Annotated in this window: 14 protein-coding genes; 11 read left to right on the top strand and 3 right to left on the bottom strand. The window is 72.3% G+C overall.

Annotated elements, in window-relative coordinates; genetic code table 11:
- Positions 1-205: 205 nt before the first annotated feature.
- From OG289_RS42020 to OG289_RS41985, 8 genes are all read left to right on the top strand, one after another.
- On the top strand, positions 206-988 hold the full coding sequence (locus OG289_RS42020; RefSeq protein WP_327319251.1) for a CoA transferase subunit A: 783 nt from the start codon (positions 206-208) through the stop codon (positions 986-988).
- Complete coding sequence (locus OG289_RS42015) at positions 988-1635, top strand: CoA transferase subunit B (RefSeq protein ID WP_327319250.1); 648 nt, start codon at positions 988-990, stop codon at positions 1633-1635. The genes OG289_RS42020 and OG289_RS42015 overlap by 1 nt, the downstream gene beginning before the upstream one ends.
- Positions 1632-2846 carry a thiolase family protein gene (locus OG289_RS42010; protein ID WP_327319249.1) on the top strand — a complete coding sequence of 405 codons (1215 nt, stop codon included), beginning with the start codon at positions 1632-1634 and terminating at the stop codon, positions 2844-2846. The genes OG289_RS42015 and OG289_RS42010 overlap by 4 nt, the downstream gene beginning before the upstream one ends.
- A gap of 17 nt (positions 2847-2863) precedes the next feature.
- Entirely contained in the window at positions 2864-3637 is a 774-nt protein-coding gene (gene pcaH, locus OG289_RS42005; protein ID WP_327319248.1) for a protocatechuate 3,4-dioxygenase subunit beta, read from the top strand.
- Between the two features lie 6 nt (positions 3638-3643).
- Positions 3644-4249: a protocatechuate 3,4-dioxygenase subunit alpha gene (gene pcaG, locus OG289_RS42000; protein ID WP_327319247.1), complete on the top strand. Its 606-nt coding sequence runs from the start codon at positions 3644-3646 to the stop codon at positions 4247-4249.
- Positions 4246-5589, top strand: a complete 1344-nt coding sequence (gene pcaB, locus OG289_RS41995; RefSeq protein WP_327319246.1) for a 3-carboxy-cis,cis-muconate cycloisomerase — start codon at positions 4246-4248, stop codon at positions 5587-5589. Before pcaG ends, pcaB begins: the two co-directional genes overlap by 4 nt.
- Positions 5586-6710: a bifunctional 3-oxoadipate enol-lactonase/4-carboxymuconolactone decarboxylase PcaDC gene (gene pcaDC, locus OG289_RS41990; protein ID WP_327319245.1), complete on the top strand. Its 1125-nt coding sequence runs from the start codon at positions 5586-5588 to the stop codon at positions 6708-6710. Before pcaB ends, pcaDC begins: the two co-directional genes overlap by 4 nt.
- Positions 6711-6814: 104 nt before the next feature.
- A complete protein-coding gene (locus OG289_RS41985) occupies positions 6815-7606 on the top strand; it encodes an SDR family NAD(P)-dependent oxidoreductase (RefSeq protein WP_327319244.1) in 792 nt (263 codons plus the stop codon).
- Between the two features lie 50 nt (positions 7607-7656).
- Here the strand turns inward: OG289_RS41985 and OG289_RS41980 are convergent, their stop codons facing one another.
- Positions 7657-10371 carry an ATP-binding protein gene (locus OG289_RS41980; RefSeq protein ID WP_327319243.1) on the bottom strand — a complete coding sequence of 905 codons (2715 nt, stop codon included), beginning with the start codon at positions 10369-10371 and terminating at the stop codon, positions 7657-7659.
- Positions 10372-10658: 287 nt separating this feature from the next.
- Between OG289_RS41980 and OG289_RS41975 the strand changes: the two genes are divergently transcribed.
- A complete protein-coding gene (locus OG289_RS41975; protein ID WP_327319242.1) occupies positions 10659-11720 on the top strand; it encodes a DUF2510 domain-containing protein in 1062 nt (353 codons plus the stop codon).
- A gap of 184 nt (positions 11721-11904) precedes the next feature.
- Here the strand turns inward: OG289_RS41975 and OG289_RS41970 are convergent, their stop codons facing one another.
- Positions 11905-12519 carry a TetR/AcrR family transcriptional regulator gene (locus tag OG289_RS41970; protein ID WP_327319241.1) on the bottom strand — a complete coding sequence of 205 codons (615 nt, stop codon included), beginning with the start codon at positions 12517-12519 and terminating at the stop codon, positions 11905-11907.
- Between the two features lie 155 nt (positions 12520-12674).
- On the opposite strand from OG289_RS41970, the gene OG289_RS41965 reads away from it, so the two are divergent.
- Positions 12675-13472, top strand: coding sequence for a phosphatase PAP2 family protein (locus tag OG289_RS41965; protein WP_327319240.1), 798 nt, complete (start codon positions 12675-12677; stop codon positions 13470-13472).
- Positions 13469-14416: a hypothetical protein gene (locus tag OG289_RS41960; protein ID WP_327319239.1), complete on the top strand. Its 948-nt coding sequence runs from the start codon at positions 13469-13471 to the stop codon at positions 14414-14416. The genes OG289_RS41965 and OG289_RS41960 overlap by 4 nt, the downstream gene beginning before the upstream one ends.
- A gap of 131 nt (positions 14417-14547) precedes the next feature.
- Here the strand turns inward: OG289_RS41960 and OG289_RS41955 are convergent, their stop codons facing one another.
- Positions 14548-16602, bottom strand: coding sequence for a phosphocholine-specific phospholipase C (locus OG289_RS41955; protein WP_327319238.1), 2055 nt, complete (start codon positions 16600-16602; stop codon positions 14548-14550).
- Between the last annotated feature and the right edge of the window lie 192 nt (positions 16603-16794).

Genomic DNA, 16794 nt, shown 5'->3' with positions numbered 1-16794 from the left:
GATTTCGTCGGTGCATTTCATCGGTGCACTGAACGATACCGCCTGAGGTCGATCGAGTCTTGTGTCCCGGTGACGTTCATCAGAGCCACTGCCTGGGGTCTTGACTGGCCCCCTGTGCGATGGCAGCGTGTGGGAAACCTCGGGGAAATAGTCAGTGCCCTGATTAATTGACGGCCTGGGTGCGCGGAGAGATGGGGCTTCACGGATGGACAAGGTGGTCGCCACGGCCCTGGAGGCGGTGGCCGACGTGCCGGACGGCGCGTCGCTGGCAGTGGGCGGATTCGGGCTGAGCGGCGTGCCGAACGTCCTCATCCAGGCCCTGTACGAGCGGGGCGTGGCCGGTCTGTCGGTCGTCTCCAACAACTGCGGGGCGATGGAGTCGGGTCTCGCGATCCTGCTCGCCGCCGGGCGGATCGCCCGGGTGACCGGTTCCTACATCGGCGCGAACAAGGAGTTCGCCCGCCAGTACCTGGGCGGTGAGCTGGAGGTCGAGATGATCCCGCAGGGCACGCTGGCCGAGCGGCTGCGGGCCGGCGGCGCCGGCATCCCGGCCTTCTACACCCCCGCGGGCGTCGGCACGCAGGTCGCCGACGGCGGGCTGCCCTGGCGCTACGACGGCGAAGGCGGCGTCGCGCTGGCCTCGCCGCCGAAGGAGGTCCGGGAGTTCGACGGCGTCGAGTATGTGCTGGAGCACGGGATCCGCACCGACTTCGCGCTGGTCAGGGCCGCGAAGGGCGACCGGCACGGCAACCTCGTCTTCAACAGGTCCGCCCGCAACTTCAACCCCCTCTCCGCGATGGCCGGGAAGATCACGATCGCGGAGGTGGAGGAGCTGGTCGAGCCCGGAGAGATCGACCCGGACGCCGTGCACCTGCCGGGCATCTTCGTACAGCGCGTGATCGCGCTGACCTCGCGGCAGGCGGCCGACAAGAAGATCGAGCAGCGGACGGTCTCCGCCCCCGCCGCAGAGGAAACGGTGAGCGAGTGATGGCCTGGACACGCGAGGAGATGGCCGCCCGCGCCGCGCGCGAGCTTCGAGACGGTCAGTACGTCAATCTCGGCATCGGGCTGCCGACGCTCATCCCGAACTACCTCCCGGCGGGCGTCGAGGTGGTGCTGGAGAGCGAGAACGGCATCCTCGGCACCGGCCCCTACCCCACCGAGGACGCCGTCGACCCGGACCTGATCAACGCCGGCAAGGAGACCGTGACGGTCCTTCCGGGCGCGTCCTTCTTCGACTCGGCGCTGTCCTTCGGCATGATCCGCGGCGGTCACATCGACGTAGCCGTGCTCGGCGCGATGCAGGTCTCCGAGCGCGGCGACCTGGCCAACTGGGCGATCCCCGGCAAGATGATCACCGGGATCGGCGGGGCGATGGACCTGGTGCACGGCGCCCGTACGGTCATCGTCGTCATGACCCACACCGCCAAGGACGGCAGCCCCAAGATCCTCACCGACTGCGCGCTGCCACTGACCGGGAAGCGCTGCGTGAACCGGATCATCACCGACCTCGGCGTCCTCGACATCACCGAGGAGGGTCTGGTCCTGGTGGAGACCGCACCAGGTGTCACGACCGACGAGATCGTGGCGAAGACCGCCGCGAAGGTCCGTGTCGCCGAGGAGATCCAGTCATGAGCAACAATCTCAAGACCGTTTACGTCGTCGATGCCGTCCGCACCCCGATCGGACGCTACAACGGGTCTCTGGCCTCGGTGCGCCCGGACGACCTCGCCGCCCACGCCATCCGTGAACTCCTCGCCCGTACGCCCGCGTTGGACCCCTCGCGGGTCGAGGACGTGTATTTCGGCAACGCCAACGGGGCCGGCGAGGAGAACCGCAACGTCGGCCGGATGGGCGCGCTGCTCGCGGGTCTGCCCACCTCCGTGCCGGGGGTCACCGTCAACCGGCTGTGCGCCTCCGGCCTGGAGGCGGTCATCCAGGCGGCCCGCGCGATCGCCGTCGGCGACGCCTGCGTCGCCGTCGCCGGCGGTGTCGAATCGATGACCCGCGCGCCGTACGTGCTGCCGAAGTCGGACCGGGCGTTCCCCGCCGGGCACGCCGAGCTGTACTCGACCACGCTGGGCTGGCGGATGGTCAATCCGCGGATGAACCCGCAGTGGACGATCCCGCTCGGCGAGTCCGCCGAACTCATCGCCGACAAGCACAAGATCAGCCGCGAGCAGCAGGACGAGTTCGCCCTGGCCAGTCACCGCAAGGCCGCCGCAGCCCAGGAGGCGGGCCTCTTCGACGCCGAACTCGCGCCCGTGTCGATCCCGCGCCGCAAGGGCGACCCGGTCGTGTTCGGTGCCGACGAATGCGTACGGGCGGACGCCTCGCTGGAGGCGATGGCGAAGCTCAGGCCGTCGTTCCGGACGGAGGACGGGACGGTGACGGCGGGCAACGCGTCGCCGCTGAACGACGGCGCCGCCGCCCTGCTGCTCGTGGACGAGGAGGGGTTGAAGGCCACCGGCCGCGAGCCGCTCGCCCGCATCGGCGCCACCGGGGTGTCCGCGATCGACCCGCACTACTTCGGACTCGCCCCGGTCGAGGCCGTCAACCGGGCACTCGCCAGGGCGGGCAAGAGATTTGACGATCTGTCAGTTCTAGAACTGAACGAGGCCTTCGCCGCCCAGGTGCTGGGCTGCGTGGCCGAGTGGCCCGAGTTCGACCCGGCGATCCTCAACCCGCAGGGCGGCGCCATCGCCCTGGGTCACCCGCTCGGCGCGTCCGGCGCCCGGCTCGCCGGCACGGTCGCCCACCAGCTCGCCCGTCGGGGCGGCGGCGTCGGGGTCGCCACCCTCTGCATCGGAGTGGGCCAGGGCCTCGCCCTCGTCCTCGAACGATAAGAAACCCAGGAAACGCCATGACTCTCACGCAAGCCGACATCGACCAGGAGATCGCGGCCGAGCACGCCGCGTACGAGAAGCGGCTCGCCGACGGCGCGCCCGTCGAGCACCAGCCGCGCCGCGACTACGCGCCGTACCGTTCCTCCGTCCTGCGCCACCCCAAGCAGCCGCCCGTCGCGATCGACGTCAGCAAGGACCCGGAGCTGGTGGAGCTGGTCTCCCCCGCCTTCGGCGAGCGGGACATCACCGAGTTCGACAACGACCTCACCCGGCAGCACAACGGCGAGCCGATCGGTGAACGGATCACGGTTTCCGGCCGGTTGCTGGACCGCGACGGGCGTCCGGTCCGCGGTCAGCTGGTCGAGATCTGGCAGGCCAACTCGGCCGGCCGCTACGCGCACCAGCGCGAGAAGCACGACGCCCCGCTGGACCCGAACTTCACGGGCGTCGGCCGCACGCTGACCGACGACAGCGGTTTCTACCGTTTCACCACCATTCAGCCGGGCCCCTACCCCTGGCGTCAGCACGTCAACGCCTGGCGGCCGGCCCACATCCACTTCTCACTGTTCGGCACGGCGTTCACCCAGCGGCTCGTGACGCAGATGTACTTCCCGAGCGACCCGCTGTTCCCGTACGACCCGATCATCCAGTCGGTGACGGACGACGACGCCCGCCAGCGGCTGGTCGCCACGTACGACCACAGTCTGTCGGTGCCGGAGTTCTCGATGGGTTACCACTGGGACATCGTGCTCGACGGGCCGCACGCCACCTGGATCGAAGAAGGACGCTGACCTGCCATGACGAAGATCGACACGAGCCGTCCGGAGACCGTGCTCCCCACTCCGTCGCACACGGTCGGCCCCTTCTACGGCTACGCCCTGCCGTTCCCCGGCGGCGGTGACATCGCCCCCGTCGGCCACCCGGACACGATCACGCTCCAGGGTCATGTGTACGACGGCGAGGGCAACCCGTTGCCGGACGCGTTTTTGGAGCTGTGGGGCGCGGACCCCGAGGGCAACCTCCCCCAGGTCGACGGCTCGATGCGGCGCGACCCGTCCAGCGGCGGTTTCCTGGGCCGAAACGGCGTCGAGTTCACGGGCTGGGGGCGCGTCCAGACGGACGCCGACGGCCACTGGTCGGCGCGGACGCTGCGGCCGGGCGCGCGCGGGAACAGCGCCCCGTACCTCAGCGTCTGCGTCTTCGCGCGCGGGCTGCTGGTGCACCTGTTCACCCGGATCTACCTGCCGGGCGACGACGCGGCGCTCGCCGCCGACCCGCTGCTGAAGCAACTGGACCCGGCGCGCCGCGACACGCTGATCGCCCAGGACGGTCCGCTGGGCACCTACCGTTTCGACATCCGCCTTCAGGGCGAAGGCGAAACGGTCTTCCTGGAGTTCCAGTGACCCCTGCGCACGGCGACGGCCCGACCGAGGCCGGTCTGCTCTCACCCGGGTGGACCGGCTCCCCCGCCGCCTCCGCGACCGGCGACAGAGCCTTTCTGCGGGCGCTGCTCGACGCGGAGGCCGGGCTGACCCGCGCCCAGGAGGCACTGGGGCTGGCCCCGGCGGGGGCCGGGGCGGCAGTCACATCGGCGGCCGAGGACGGCGATTTCGACGTCCGTTCCCTCGCCGAACGCGCCCGCGGCGGCGGGAACCCGGTGATCCCGCTGGTCGCCGACCTGACCAAGGCGGTCGGCGAGGAGTACGGCCCGTACGTCCACCGGGGCGCGACCAGCCAGGACATCATGGACACGGCGACGATGCTGGTCGCGGTGCGCACCCTCGGCCTCGTCCTGGCCGACCTCGACCGCACCCAGCGCGCGCTGGCCCGGCTCGCCGCCGAGCACCGCGACACGCCGATGCCGGGCCGCACGCTCACCCAGCACGCCGTGCCGACGGCCTTCGGCCTGAAGGCGGCCGGCTGGCGGTCACTGGCGCTGGACGCACGGGACCGGGTGACGGCCGTACGAGACGCGCTGCCCGCACAACTCGGAGGAGCGGCCGGAACGTTGGCGGCCTTCACCGCATACGGCGCCGCCGACGCGACCGCGCTGCCAGCCGCGTACGCCCGTGAACTCGGACTGCGGGCACCGCAGTTGCCGTGGCACACCCTGCGGGCACCGGTCGCCGATCTCGCCGGCTGCCTGGCCTTCACGGCGGGCGCCCTGGGGAAGGCCGCCACGGACGTCCTCACCCTCGCCCGCACCGAGATCGCCGAGGTGGCGGAGGGCAGCGGGGGCGGTTCCTCGGCCATGCCGCACAAGGCCAACCCGGTACGGTCCACGCTGATCGCGGCCGCCGCCCGGCGCGCCCCGCAGCTCGCGGCCACGCTGTACGGGTCCCTGGCGGCGGAGGACGAGCGGCCCGCCGGGGCCTGGCACGCCGAGTGGGAGCCCCTGCGGGAGCTGCTGCGGCTGGTCGGCGGGGCCGCCCGGGACGCGGCCGAGCTGACGGAGGGGCTGCGGGTGGACGCGGACGCGATGCGCGCGCATCTCGGCCTCACCCACGGGCTGATCGTCTCCGAGCGGCTGTCCGCCGAGCTGTCGGCCGTGCTCGGCCGCGCCCGCGCCCGGGAACTCCTCACCGGCCTCGCCCGGCGCACCTACGCCGAGGACCGCTCCCTGGCCGAACTCCTCGCCGAGGAGCCCGACTTGAAGGACGTCGACCTCGACGATCTCACCGACCCCGCCCGCTACACCGGCTCCGCCGGAGCCCTCACCGACCGTGCGCTGGAGCGACGTTGACCGAGAAGCTGCTCAACCACCGTGCCGAGGGGCCGACTTCCGCTCCCCCGCTGCTGCTCGGCCCCTCGCTCGGCACCTCGTACGCCCTGTGGGACAAGGTGGCGCCGGAGCTGTCCATCACGCACCGGGTGGTCCGCTGGGACCTGCCGGGGCACGGGGGTTCGGCGGCCGACCTGATCGGTCCCGGGGCCACCGTCGGCGACCTCGCCGGGCTGGTGCTGGCGCTCGCCGACTCCCTCGGCCTGGAGCGGTTCGCGTACGCGGGCGTGTCCCTGGGCGGCGCGGTGGGTCTGCACCTGGCGCTGCACCACCCCGAGCGTGTCTCCTCGCTGGCGGTGATCTGCTCCTCGGCCCACTTCAACGGGTCGAAGCCGTGGGAGGAGCGGGCCGCGCTGGTGCGCCGGGAAGGACTGGCGGGGCTCGCCGAGGGCGCGAACGCCCGTTGGTTCACGCCGGGGTTCACCGTGCCGGAGCTGATCGCCGACCACCGCGAGGCGGACCCGGAGGCCTACGCCGCCTGCTGTGACGCGCTGGGCGCGTTCGACGTGCGCGAGCGCCTGCCGGAGATCGCCGTACGGACCCTGCTGATCGCCGGGCGCCAGGATCCGGCGACGCCGCCCGCGCATCTGCGGGAGATCGCGGACGCGGTGCCGGGCGCCGCGCTGGTCGAACTGCCGGGGGCCTCGCACCTCGCGCCCGCCCAGTGTCCCGAGGCCGTACTGACCGTGCTGCGCGCGCACCTCGACGGCGGCGCGAAGCGGGGCATGGAGGTGCGCCGCGAGGTGCTCGGGGACGCACACGTGGACCGGGCGCAGGCCCGGCAGAACGCGTTCACCGCCCGCTACCAGGACTTCATCTCGCGCTACGCCTGGGGCGAGATCTGGACCGACCCGACGCTCAGCCGCCGCGAGCGCAGCATGATCACGCTGACCGCGCTGGTGGCGCACGGCCACTACGACGAGCTGGCCATGCACGTGCGCGCGGCCCGGCGCAACGGCCTCACACCGGAGGAGATCGGCGCCGTCCTGCTCCAGACGGCCGTCTACTGCGGGGTCCCGGCAGCGAACTCGGCGTTCGCAACAGCCCAGCGAGTGCTGGCGGAGGAGGACGGGACCGGCTGAGACGCAGCCGACCGAGAGGGACTCGGCTGAGGGTGGGGGTTCCTGACGGTCGTAGCTCCCGCAGTAACAGCCGGAAACCGGTGTCTCGTGCTTACCGTGGGGGCATGTCCACCATTCTGATCACCGGTGCCACCTCCGGTCTCGGCCGGTACGTGGCCTTCGCGCTCGTCCGCTCCGGTCACCTCGTCCTCGCCCATGGCCGCGACCCGGGTCGCACGGAGCGGCTCGTCGACGAGTTGCGGGCCGAGGGCGAGGCGGAGGGGTTCGTCGCCGACCTGGCCTCGCTGGCGCAGGTGCGCGAGCTGGGCCGGCGGGTCGCCGAGGCGCACCCTGCGCTCGACGTACTCGTCAACAACGCCGGGGTGGGCGCCGGTTCGCCCGGTTCGGGCCGTGAGGTGAGCGCCGACGGGCACGAACTGCGGCTGGCGGTGAACTACTTGGCGCCGGTCGCCCTGACCCGTGCCCTGCTGCCGGCCCTGCGTGCGGGCGCGCCCGCCCGGATCGTCAACGTCGGCTCGGCCGGCCAGGAACCCGTCGACTTCGACGACCCGGAATTCACCGGCGGCTACGACGGGTTCGCCGCCTACTGCCGGGCGAAGTTCGCCCTCGCCGCCCATACCTTCACTCTGGCCGAGGAGTTGGCGGGCACCGGTGTGTCGGTGAACGTGCTGCACCCGGCGACCTTCATGGACACCGCGATGGTCCGCGAGGGCGGTGTCGCGCCCTGGAGCACGGTCGCCGACGGCGCTCCGGGTGTGCTGGCGCTGGCCACCCAGGAGCTGGACACCGGCCGTTACTTCGACGGGACGCGTCCGGCCCGGGCGCACGAGGCGACGTACGACCCGCAGGTGCGCGAGCGGCTTTCCCGGCTCACCGAGAAGCTGCTCGACGCCTGAGAGCGGACGCCTTCGCCCGTGACTCCGTGACTACCTCCGGGTCTGCCCGGCTACCTCCGGGTCTGCCCGGGAACGAGCCCCACCTGTGGCGCGCCCAGCCCCTGCAATGCCTGCTGCGCCTTGTCCGCCAGGCCGTCGGCGCCGCAGGAACGGGCCAGGGTCAGGCCCCGGCCGAGTTCGGACACCGAGCGGGAGAGGATGCCGTACTCGACGCGGGCGGCCGCGTGTTCGTACTGGCAGGGCGAGGACTCCAGATAGGTGACGGCCTGCTGGGCGAGCCGGACCGCGCGCTGGCCGGTCTCCAGGGCGGCGGCGCAGCGCAGGGCCTCGCCGATCGCGGTGTCGGTCCCGAAGCGTTCGGCCTGGCGGCGGGCCTCGATGGCGAGCCGGTTCGCGCGGTCCGGGTCCTCGGCGGCCAGGGCCCGGGCGAGGTCGACGGCCCAGGGGCCCATCACCGGGTTGAGGTGACCGCGGGCGGTGGCGGCCTTCTCGGCCGCCTCCAGTTCGTTGATGCCGTCCTTGACGCGGCCGACGGCCAGCAGCAGCCGGCCGCGCACCGTGCGGGGCTCGGGCAGCACGATCGTCGATGGGTACGGCGGGGCGAATCCGTACTGTTCGGCGGTCTCCCAGGCCTCGGCGACACGGCCGCGGACCAGCAGCGTGTCGACGAGGTTGCAGGTCGCCGACCAGTACAGGGGCAGGCCGCGGCCGACACGTTCGGCGAGGCGCAGGGATTCCCGGAGGGACTCCTCGGCCTCCTTCAGACGGCCCCGGCGGCGCAGGCCCACTCCGAGGTAGGCGTGGGCCAGGGCGAGGTGGCCGCCGCTCCAGCCGACCGAGACGTAGGCGCGCAGGGCCTCGTTCAAGAGGGCGTCGGCGCGGTCGAGCCGGTCGGTGTAGGCGTAGGAGCCGGCCAGCATCATCAGCAGCTCGATGCCCCACTCCTGGTCGGTCCAGCCGAGACCGGGGGCGAGGCGGCCGTTGACAAGGGCGCGGTCGCAGAACTCGACGACCTCCATGGCGTTCTCGCCGTGGGTCGCCGCGTCGAAGCCGCGCAGGATGAGCAGCGCGCGTTCGGCGTTGTCCCGGCCGGTGCAGGTCGCGGCGAGCGCGGCGAGTTTCTCCGAGCGGCGGGGTGAGGCCGTCTCGCCCGCGTGGACGCCCTCCCACATGAGCTGCACGGCCTGGAGCCGCAGCCGGGCGGGTCCGGGGGCGTGCCGGGCGGCCTCCGCCTCGACCGTGCGGACGGCCTCCTCCAGCTGGTCGTTGTGCACGAGGGCCTGGGAGAGGCGGCAGACGGCGTCGACGCGCTCGGCGCCGTCGAGGCCCGGCATGCCGAGTGCCGTGCGCAGGTGTTCGATGGTCCTGGCGGGTGCGGTGAGGAAGGTGGCGGAGCCCAGTTCGTAGAGCACGCGCGCGTGGACGTCGGGGGCGGGCGGTTCCCGCAGGGCCCGTTCCAGACAGCGGCGGGCGGCGTCGGGGGCACCGACGGCGAGGTGTTCGCGGGCGGCCTCGCGCAGCTGCTCGACGAGTTCCTCGTCGCCCTCCTCGTGGACCTGGAGCAGGTGCCGGGAGGCGGCCGCGAGGCCCTTGCCGGCGTCGGTGACGACCTGGGCGGCGATGCCGTGCATCGCGGTGCGCAGGCCTGTGGGGATGGACTCGTAGACGGCGGTGGCGATCAGCGGGTGGACGAACTCCAGGTCGCCGCCGTCCGCGGGGACGGTCCCGGGGTCCAATTCGGTGAGGATGCGGGCGTTGCGCAGCAGTTCGGCGCAGCGCACGGCGTCGTCCCGGCCGAGGCCGGCGAGCCGGGCCGCCTGGGCGACGGAGATGTCGGCGCCGAGGATCGCGGCGGCCATGGCGAACTTGGTGGCGTCGACGCCCAGTTTCTCCAGGCGGTCGACGAGGCCGCCGCCGCGGGCCGCGCGGTTCAGGGGACGCAGTTCGGTGGCCGAGGACTCGCTCGGCTGGAGTTCGCTGTCACGGACCTTGGCGAGGAGTTCGACGGTCTCGTAGGGGTTGCCGTCGGTGACGGCCCACACCTCGCGGCAGAACGCGGCGTCGGCGTGCGCGCCGAGGGTGGCGCGGGTGAGGCCGGCGACCGCGGTCGGGGTCAGGGCGCTGAGGCTGGTGACGGAACGGCCCGCGGCCTCGCCGATGGCGTCGAGGTGGCGGGCGGCGTCGCCCTTGACCTCGCCGGGCCTGCGGGCCACGACGACCAGGACGGGGAGCTCGTCGAGGCGTTCGACGAACGCGGCGAGCCAGCGCAGGGTCTCCTGGTCGGCCCAGTGCGCGTCGTCGACGAGCAGCACGAGCCGGCGGTCCCGCCTGACCAGCCGGGTCACGGCGGCGACGAGCCCGTCGCACACGCCCTGCGGGTCTGCGTGTCCCTCGCCGGGTTCCGCTATGCCGAGGGCGGGGCCCACGATGTCGTACCAGTCACCGAGGTACTCGCGGACCTCCTCCGGGTGCAGGGACAGCAGCGCGGGCTGCAGCAACTGCCGTACCACGTTGAAGGGGACGGACCTCAGTGTCTCGCCGCCGCGCGCCGACCACACCCTGCAGCCGCGGGCCTCGGCGATGCGACGTGTCTCGGCCAGCAGTGCGGTCTTGCCGAATCCCGCCTCGCCCCGGAGCACCAGCAGGCGACCCGAGGAGGACCCGTCGGCGCAGAGTGTCTCCACCGCCTGCGCGATGGCGGCGACTTCCCTCTCGCGCTCCCAGAGGGAAGCCGAGGCGGCCGCCGCCGGCCCGACCTCCGTCATCCCGCTACCTCCCCAAGTCGCCCGAACGACGTACAGACCTCGAGCGTAGCCGTCCGGGGGCCCGTGCGGAGGGCGGTCCGGGCAGGTCCTGCCTCGACGGGTGACGGGGAATGGGTCTCGGCGCGCCGGCGGGCCTGCGGAAGTGCCCCTCCGACGTCAACGACGGTTCGTGCGCGCCGAATTGACGCCGAATTCACGCCACCCGGGCGGTCGGGGGACCGGGGCCGATGCCAAGAGAGTGCCCGCCCTCTCATCCGGCTTTCACCGACGCCTCATACGGTGGGGGCATGACGCAGGTGACTCCTCCCGGGTGGTATCCCGATCCGGGGCAGACAAGTGACGGTCCCGCCACCGAACGCTGGTGGGACGGCAAGGCATGGACGGACCAGACCCGCGCCGCGGGCTCGGCCGCCGTATGGGGTCCGCCGGCGCAGACCCCGGCCGACGGAACGTATCCGGCACACCCGGGGTATCCGGGTTATCCGGGGTATCCCGGACAGCCCGTGGCTCCGGCGGGCGCGGGTCAGCGGCGCGGGCTGCGGACGGGCATAGCCGTCGCCGCGGCGGTCGCGGTTCTGGCGAGCATCGGGGTCGGCGTGTACGCGCTGGCCAAGGACGACGGCTCGGGCGGTGGTGGCGGCACGGCACAGGGGCCGGGCGGTCAGGGCGGGCCCGGCGGCTCGGGCGGCCAGGACGGCAGCGGCGGCCAGGGCGGGCCGTTCGGCGGCTCGGGCGGGTCCGGTGGCTCCGGTGGCTCCGGCGGTTCGGGGGGATCGGGCGGAGCCTCTCCCTCCCCCGACGAGTCCGAGGCGCCGAAGATCAAGAGCGGTTCGGTGACCGACGGGCTCAACGGGATCAGCATCCCCATCCCGGACGGCTGGACCGGCCAGGAGCTCAACGTGGGCGCGCAGATCACCTCCGACTCCTCCTACAAGTGCCCCGGCGACACGTCCAAGACCTGCACCAAGGGGGGCGTGTACTCGGCGCCCGTCGAAGCGCTGAAGACCAAGGGCGACACCGCCGAGGAGGTCGCGAAGGCGGACATCTCGGCCAACGCCGAGGAGTCCTACGGCGGCACGACGTACGGCGCGATCACCTCGCACCAGGTGCTCGCCTCGCAGGCGGTGACGGTGGCCGGGCAGAAGGGCTACCTGGTGCGCTGGAAGGCGGTCACGAGCAAGGGGGCGGACGGCGTCGTCGAGTCGCTGGCGTTCCCGGCGCCCGCGGACCCCAAGCGGCTGGTGGTGCTCCGCTTCGGCGTGGACGCCGACCAGAGCCTGTCGGTCATCGACACCGTCACCAAGGGCATCAAGGTGTCGACGGGCGGCGGCAGCGGCCAGGACGTCTGAGCCGGGCCCGTGGGCCCGTCAAGACACGGACCGTCGGGACACGATCGGCCGGGTGGGACTCCCCTCCGCTCAAGGGGAGTCCCACCCGGCCGGGGGGTGCGCGCCGCCCCCGTCCCCACGGTGCGGCGCGGAACAGGTCACCGTCCAGTCATCCCGTGGACGGCGGCCTGAGCCGGGTTGATCTCTAGCTGAGGCCGAGCGCCGGCAGCACGGCGGCCTCCACGAAGCGGACCAGGTACGCCGGGTCGGCATACTCGCCGTCGACCACCGGCCGGGCGCGGACCACGCCGAACAGCTGCGCCGGGATGTACTCCAGCGCGGGATGGCCGGCGGGGATCTCCCCGCGCTCGACCCCGCGCCGCAGGATGTCCCGCAGCGCCTCGATCTCCGGGTCGATCAGCGCCTCGCGCAGGGCCCGCGCGAGGTCCTCGTCCCCGGTCACGGCGTGGCCGAGGGCCTGCAACAGCTTGCTGTCGTTCGTCGACCAGCGGCCCGCGGCCCGCGCGGCCGCGCGCAGGTCGTCGGCGAGCGAACCGGTGTCGATGCCGGCGAGCCGCGCCGTACGGCGGGAGCGCAGGGCCGCCACGACGAACTGGGGCTTGGTCTTCCACTGCCGGTAGAGCGTGGACTTGCTGCAGCGAGTGCTCGCCGCGACGCCCTCCATGGTGACCGCTTCATACCCGCACTCGCTGATCTGTTCGAGGACGGCGTCGAAGAACTCCTTCTCACGCTCCGGCGTGATCTTGGAGCGGCGCGTTGCGGCGACCGACTCCGGTCCCTCCGCGGCCTGCGACGTCATCGTCTCTCCCTCTCCGTTCTATGCCCGATTCCAGTGTGGCGTATGTCAATCGATACGCCAGTGTACCGGTACTCGCCCGTATCGGTACACTGGCGTATCGGTACGACATCGTATCGATCGATCAAACGCACCACCATGAACGAAAGGGCCGGGGGATGAATGCCCGCACCGAGCCTGCAGAAGCGGAGCCGGCCACACCGGCGCGGCCGCCCATAGTCCGCGAGCTCCTGCTTGTCGCAGGGCTCTTCCTGGTCTACAAGTTCGGCCGCCAGCTGGCCACGGGCCACACCGGCGAGGCCTTCCGCAACGCCCACGACGTGTGGCACGTCGAACGCTGGCTGCATCTGCCCGGCGAGGGCTCGGTGCAGTCCCTGCTGTTGCACGGCGACGGGCCGGCCGAGGTCGCGAACGCCTACTACGCGACCGTGCACTTCCCGGCCACCCTGGCCTTCCTGACCTGGCTTTACCTGCGGCGTCCTGCGCACTACGTGTGGGCCCGCCGGGTGCTGGCCGCCCTCACCGCCGCCGCCCTGGTGCTGCATCTCGCCTTCCCGCTCGCCCCGCCGCGCATGCTGGCGGCGACGGGGCTGGTGGACACCGCGCGCGTGTACGGGCCGTCGGTGTACGGCCCGCCGCGGACGGACCACCTCTCCAACCAGTTCGCGGCGATGCCCTCGCTGCACTTCGGCTGGGCCCTGATGGTGGCGGTCGGCCTGATCGTCGCCACCCGGTCGCGATGGCGGTGGCTGTGGCTGCTGCATCCGCTGCTGACCCTGCTGGTGATCGTGGGCACGGCGAACCACTACTGGCTCGACGCGATCATGGCGGGCGCCCTGCTCGGTCTCGCGCTCGCGCTGATCCATGCCCCCCGGCGCACGACGACCACGACGGGACGCGGTGCGCGCACCCTCGTCCCGGCCGAGGAGCCGGTCCTGGTCGGAGCCGTCCGATGAACGCCACCCTCGTCGCCGTCGTCCTGTCCCTCTTCTCGGCCGTCGCCTACGCATCCGCCGCCGTGGCCCAGGAGCGGCTGGCCTCCCGGCACCCCGGCACGGGACTGCTGCGGTTGCTCGGCAACGGCGCCTGGTGGTGGTCGGTGGGGCTGAACGCCTCCGCCGCGCTGCTGCACGTGGTCGCCCTGAAGTACGGACCGCTCACCGTGGTGCAGCCGCTCGGGGCGCTCACGCTGGTCGCGGCGGTACCGATGGGCGCACGGGTCGCGGGTCGCCGGGTCGGCGCCGCCGAGTGGCGGGGCACCGCCCTCACCCTGGCCGGCCTGGCCGCGATCCTGGTCACGGCCTCGGGGTCGGCTCCCGAGGACGTCCTGAGTCTGCCGGAGGCGGTCGCGGTGGCCGGGGCGACGGCTGCGCTGATCGGACTGCTGGCCCGTCCGGGCGCCAAGCCCGGACTGCGGCACGCGACCGCGTCGGGCTTCGCCTCCGGGGTCGCCTCGGCACTCACCCAGACGGTGACGGTGGCCGCGACGAACAGTTCGGGGCCGCTGCTCGGCGTGCAGGTGATCGGAGTGGCGCTGCTGGTCGCGGCCTTCGCGACGAGCGGGCTGCTGCTGTCGCAGACCGCCTACCGGGACGGGCTCGGCGCCCCCCTGGCGATGGTGACCCTGGCCAACCCGGTGGCCGCCGCGGCGATCGGCCTGGTGCTTCTGGGCGAGCGTCTCCAGGGCGGGCCCGCCGGTGTGCTCCTCGCGCTGGCGGGAGCGGGGCTCGCGGGGCGGGGCGTGGTGCTGCTGTCGCGGGCCGCGCCGGAGCTCGCCGCCGTCCACGACGAGGACCACCCGGTGGCGGCGGTGCTGGCCCTGCGGCCGGAGACGGCGTCGGCCGAACCGGCGCTGCTCCCCCGGCCGACGACCGGGCCCGAGCATCTGACCCCGTTGTAGAGACAGTTGCAGAAACAGTTGCAGAGACAGTTGTAGAAACTCGGGACGCCAGAGAAGACCCAAGAAGAGGGGGTGACGCTTTCCCGGAAAGCGTCACCCCGTCTTCTACTTCTACTGGGATCCTCCGAAGGTCACTCCGTGATGATCGCCGGGTCGCTCACGCCGGGGTGCCCGTTCTCCACGTGTCCGGCGAACCGCCTGAGGAACGCCGGGTCGGCGGACGACGTGACCGTGAGGTCGTACCACCGTCGGCTCGCGCGCAGGTCCACGGTGCGCTTGACCACGACGCCGGGCCGCAGCTTGACGGTCGTGGTCCGGCCGCCGTATCCGTCGGCCACCTTCAGCTCGACCGTGCCGTAGCCCCGGTGGGTGAAGGTCAGTTCGACGCTGTCGCCGACGTGCCGTGCGACCACCTCGGCACCGGACGCCTTCCCCGCCTGCTTGAACACACGCAGGAATCCGTTCGGGCCGTGCACGGTCAGGTCGTGCGAGCCGGCGGAGTAGGCCGAGTTCCAGGTGTCGGAGACGTTCGCACCCGCCCCGGTGGTGTAACTCCACGGCCCGTCCGTGCGGTTGCCGGAGGTCACCAGGAAGGCGGCGCCCGCCTGGGCCCCGGAGGCGAAGGTGAGGGTGAGGGTCCCGGCGGTCGGGTCCACCGAGCCGTCCACGGTGGGCGCGTACTTGAGCGGGCGGGTGGGGCGCGGGCCACGCTCCTGCTTCGGCAGGACGGGGTTGGCCGGCGGGGTGGGCACGTAGTCGGGGTGGCGAACCTTGTCCGGGGGCTCGTAGCCGTCGGTGTCCGGCAGGGCGACCGGCCGGGTGTCGGTGCGGGAGAAGTCGAACGCGGAGGTCAGGTCGCCGCAGATGGCCCGCCGCCACGGCGAGATGTTCGGCTCGTGGACTCCGAAGCGGCGTTCCATGAACCGGATGACCGAGGTGTGGTCGAGCGTCTCGGAGCAGACGTAACCGCCCTTGCTCCAGGGGGAGACGACGAGCATCGGCACCCGCTGACCGAGTCCGTAGGGGCCGGCGGTGTGACCGCTGTCACCCGTGAAGACGTCCGGGCCGACGTCGACCGTCGACAGGCCCTGCGCGGCCGAGGCCGGCGGGAACGGCGGGAGCAGGTGGTCGAAGAATCCGTCGTTCTCGTCATAGGTGACGAACAGCGCCGTCTTCGCCCACACCTTCGGGTCGGCGGTCAGCGCGTCGAGGACCTGGGCGACGTACCAGGCACCGTAGTTGGCGGGCCAGTTGGGGTGCTCGGTGAACGCCTCGGGGGCGACGACCCAGGAGATCTGCGGCAGCTTGCCGCCCTTGACGTCCGCCTTCAGCTGGTCGAAGAAGCCCTCGCCCTTGCGGGCATCGGTGCCGGTGCGGGCCTTGTCGTACAGCGGGTCACCGGGCCGCGCGTTCTGGTACTGCTTGAAGTACAGGAGCGAGTTGTCGCCGTAGTTGCCCCGGTAGGCGTCCTGGATCCAGCCCCAGCTGCCGTTCGCGTCCAGGCCGTCCCCGACGTCCTGGTAGATCTTCCAGGAGACCCCCGCCCGCTCCAGACGCTCGGGGTACGTCGTCCAGCTGTAGCCGACCTCGTCGTTGCCGAGGACCGGGCCGCCGCCCTTGCCGTCGTTGCCGGTGTACCCGGTCCACAGGTAGTAGCGGTTGGGGTCGGTGGAGCCGATGAAGGAGCAGTGGTAGGCGTCGCAGATGGTGAAGTTGTCGGCGAGCGCGTAGTGGAAGGGGATGTCCTCGCGGGTGAGGTACGCCATCGTCGTGGCACTCTTCGAGGGCACCCATGTGTCGTACTTGCCCCCGTTGAAGGCGGCATGGCCGTCGTTCCAGCCGTGCGGGAGGTCCTGGATGAAGGCGAGGCCCAGGTCGTCGGCATCGGGGTGGAACGGCAGGACGTCCTTGCCGCCGGCGTCCGCCTGGTGCCAGACGGACTTTCCGCCGGCCAGGGTCACCGGGCGAGGGTCGCCGAAGCCTCGGACGCCCCTCAACCTGCCGAAGTAGTGGTCGAACGAGCGGTTCTCCTGCATCAGGACGACGATGTGCTCGACGTCCTCGATCGACCCCGTGCGGTGGTTCGCGGGCAGCGCGGCGGCGCGCTCGATGGAGCTGGAGAGCGCGGTGAACGCCGTGGTGGCGCCCGCGAGTTGGAGGAAGCGGCGCCGGTTGACTTCGGGCATGGGTGAGGCACCTCTCGTGCAGATGGGGTTCTGCCGGCCGGTTGGTGACGGAATGCGCGCGCAAGGAGTGTTCCAAGGGCACCGAACGTCAGGGAAGGGTCGGATGACGCCAATGTGAAAGTCGACGGTACGCGGGGTGTGCGACAGGGCAAGAGATCACCAAGCCGCCCCAACAGCCGGACGGGGGACGGG

It is taken from the genome of Streptomyces sp. NBC_01235, assembly GCF_035989285.1.
Classification (GTDB): Bacteria; Actinomycetota; Actinomycetes; order Streptomycetales; family Streptomycetaceae; genus Streptomyces.
This window is presented reverse-complemented; position numbering and strand designations above follow the sequence as displayed.